Raw genomic sequence first — 2973 nt, forward strand, 5'->3', positions numbered from 1 at the left:
ATCAGAACAATCGTTATATTTTTGAAGCAATTACAACGATTCATCTTCCAAACTATCAGATCGTAAAAGAGCATTTAAAAGATACCGGAAAAGTACAGCTGGTTCAATGTAACTTTTCACAGTTTTCGTCACGCTATGATAAATATAAGAATCATCAGGTAACCAATGTATTTGATCCGGCTTTTAATGGTGGAGCTTTGATGGATATCAATGTATATTGTCTTCATTTTGTAACCGGTCTTTTTGGAAAACCGGACTCAATCGAGTATAACGCAAATCAAGGTTTTAATGGTATCGATACCAGCGGTATTGCGATTCTTCGGTATCCGGATAAGCTGGCCATTTGTGTAGGTGCTAAAGATAGCAGTTCACCAAACCAAGTCTTTATTCAGGGAGATCAGGGAACGATTCGTGTCTATGGTTCGAGCTGTGGTGTTTGTAAACATGTACAGTTTTTACCTCTAAAAGGTGATATGATTGGCAAGGAAGACCAAGAAACAACAGTAGAGTTAGGCATTGACCAGCTTCCACATATGATTTATGAGTGTCAGGTCTTTGAAAATATTATTCAAAAGGACGATAAAAAAGAATATCAAAGACTTTGTGAACAGACAAAGTTAGTCGTTTCTTTAATTGAAGAAGCACATTCACAACTACAAGGGTGAGAAATCACTCTTTTTTTATAGTTTGTAAACTATATTATTGTTGGTTAATAAATGTTGGCAAGCATAGTTGAAATTTTATAAAACGTATATGGAGATTCAGATCAATTAAAAGATGAAGGTGTGTTCTAAAAAATTAGGACTCACTTACTGTTTTTAAAAGAATTTTTAATAGTTTTCTCTTTTCATACATATTAAATAGTGTAGAGAAAAGGAGGGAACTCAAATGGAAGACAAGAAAGAATTGAAAGAAATCGTGCAGGAGTCAAAACGACTGTATGATGAACAGTGCAAGAAGATCCTGTCGTATAAACAGATCCTGTCCTATTTGTTCCAGTCCTGTCTGGAAGAATATAAGGATCTTTCCCTGGAAGAGATACAGGATCTGCTGGATGAAGGACAAAGCCTTGACAAGATGATCAGTAAAAATGTGGAGGATCAAAGTATCAGGGGAAGTATGATCCGCTATGATCTTCTCTATAAGCTCAAAAATCCACAAAACAGCAACTCTATGTGGATCGATATCGAACCACAGGGGATGGATCCCGGTACCTATGATCTGTTTCATCGAGGCTTTTACTATGCCACAAGAATGGTGGCCCGACAAAGAAACGATCCGGAAGGCTTTGAAGAAGATGACTTTGACAACATACAAAAAATAATCACTTTTTGGATCTGTTTGCGCCATGCGAGGTATAAGGACAATACGATCAATAGATACAGGATCGAAGAAAGAAACATTGTGGTTCATCTTAAACATGCAAAAGAGTTTTATGACCTGATGGAGATCATATTACTGTATCCCCGGAAACAACAGCGATCACAAGAGCATGGAAGAGATCCTGAGCAGTGAAAAGAGTGTTATGGAGTATCTGGAAATCTTGTTTCTATCACAAAGAAGCTATGAGCAAAGGATAGAAATCCTAGAGAAGAAGTATGGTATAATGTTAAAAGAAGAAAGCGAGATGAGAAAGATGTGTACATTCAGTGATGCGATCTGGGAAAAAGGGAAAGATGAAGGAATTTGAAGAAGTGTTATAAATTTAATGAAGAATCATGTAACTTCGAATATAGAAGAAGCCATGGATTTATTAGGAGTAGAAGCATCTTTACGACCGGCTATTTTAAAATCTATACAGATGCATTAGACGTCGAATAAAAAAACAAAAGCTGTTGATATATCTTTAATTTTTGAACGAAATTAAAATAAATGAGACCTCTGTATTTTCAAAGGTCTCATTTACTATGCTTGGTTTTTATGTTCAATTCGTGGTTATTTGATTTTCTGACAAAATTGAATACAGTTTCTGTGCTTGTCTCTTCGTCGAATTCATAGCCACTTTCACGAAATTTTTTCACATCATCTAGTGATTCTATTTGATGTTCTGCCAGAAAACGTACCATTTGGCCTCGTGCCATTTTGACATAAACGCCTTTTTCTACTCTTTTATTTGGTAATTGTTCGTAAAAGTGAACTTCGATCAAAGCTTTGTAGGGGCGTATGCATTTGGCATATTCTTCGCTGGCTAGATTTAAGATCACATTGTCATTGATGGTATTGGCTAAATCATCTTTCCAATAGTCATATAGAGAATTTGGCACTTTTGCCTGCATTTCCAAACGATATTTTGCAATGCCGTCAAAAGGTCTAAGGATTCCATATAAACCCGACAGGATGAAAAGATGGTTCTGCAGATAAGAAAGTGATGCATCCTCTAAGATTTGAGGTGCCATATACTGGTATTGAATTCCTTTATACGTTAGTATAGCGGCAGAAGGGTTTTGATCAAATCGGAAGGTTTGATAGTTTTGATAGGCCTCTGTGGCAAGCTTATCGGAGCATTGCAGGATTTCTTTTAACTCTTCATAGCTTTTGGATTGAAGCTGATGTAGAAGACAGGCTGCTTTGTCTAAGAAACGAGGGGTTGAAAGAGGCAAGAGATCGTCTTCGCAAATCTTCATTTGTTTGGCAGGGCTAATAATAACTTTCATGGAATAAGTGTATCAGTTTAAAGTAGATTTGTATAGTTTTTGAAAATAATGAAAATAGTATGAAAAAAGTTTCAAAATATGTGTAAAATGAAAGAATTTTCTGTTATAATAGTCGATATTAGAAAAGAAAGGTGAGAACATGAAACTATCGGGAGCGCAGATCACGATTGAAACGTTGATCGAGCAGGGAACAAAATTTGTGTTTGGTTATCCTGGTGGTCAGGTCATCAATTTATATGATGCAATCTATGAAGCGGATGATCGAATACATCATGTCCTGACAGCTCATGAACAGGGAGCTTCTCATGCGGCAGATGGG

Annotated in this window: 5 protein-coding genes; 4 read left to right on the forward strand and 1 reads right to left on the reverse strand. The window is 36.4% G+C overall.

The window, feature by feature from the left end:
- The 3 genes from U0M88_RS05970 to U0M88_RS05980 form a co-directional block, all read left to right on the forward strand.
- Nucleotides 1-665: Gfo/Idh/MocA family protein (locus tag U0M88_RS05970; RefSeq protein ID WP_331869220.1), on the forward strand; the 665-nt coding region annotated here is incomplete at its 5' end.
- A 223-nt stretch (nt 666-888) separates the two neighbouring features.
- Complete coding sequence (locus U0M88_RS05975) at nt 889-1515, forward strand: hypothetical protein (RefSeq protein WP_320802156.1); 627 nt, start codon at nt 889-891, stop codon at nt 1513-1515.
- A complete protein-coding gene (locus U0M88_RS05980) occupies nt 1493-1690 on the forward strand; it encodes a hypothetical protein (RefSeq protein ID WP_331869221.1) in 198 nt (65 codons plus the stop codon). Before U0M88_RS05975 ends, U0M88_RS05980 begins: the two co-directional genes overlap by 23 nt.
- Nucleotides 1691-1898: 208 nt before the next feature.
- On the opposite strand, the gene yaaA is transcribed toward U0M88_RS05980, so the two are convergent.
- Nucleotides 1899-2654, reverse strand: a complete 756-nt coding sequence (gene yaaA, locus U0M88_RS05985; protein ID WP_331869222.1) for a peroxide stress protein YaaA — start codon at nt 2652-2654, stop codon at nt 1899-1901.
- Nucleotides 2655-2793: 139 nt separating this feature from the next.
- Here yaaA and U0M88_RS05990 point away from each other — a divergent pair.
- On the forward strand, nt 2794-2973 hold a 180-nt coding region (locus U0M88_RS05990; protein WP_331869223.1), incomplete at its 3' end, for a thiamine pyrophosphate-binding protein.

The sequence above is a fragment of the Faecalicoccus sp. genome (assembly GCF_036552745.1).
Taxonomy (GTDB): Bacteria; Bacillota_I; Bacilli_A; order Erysipelotrichales; family Erysipelotrichaceae; genus Faecalicoccus.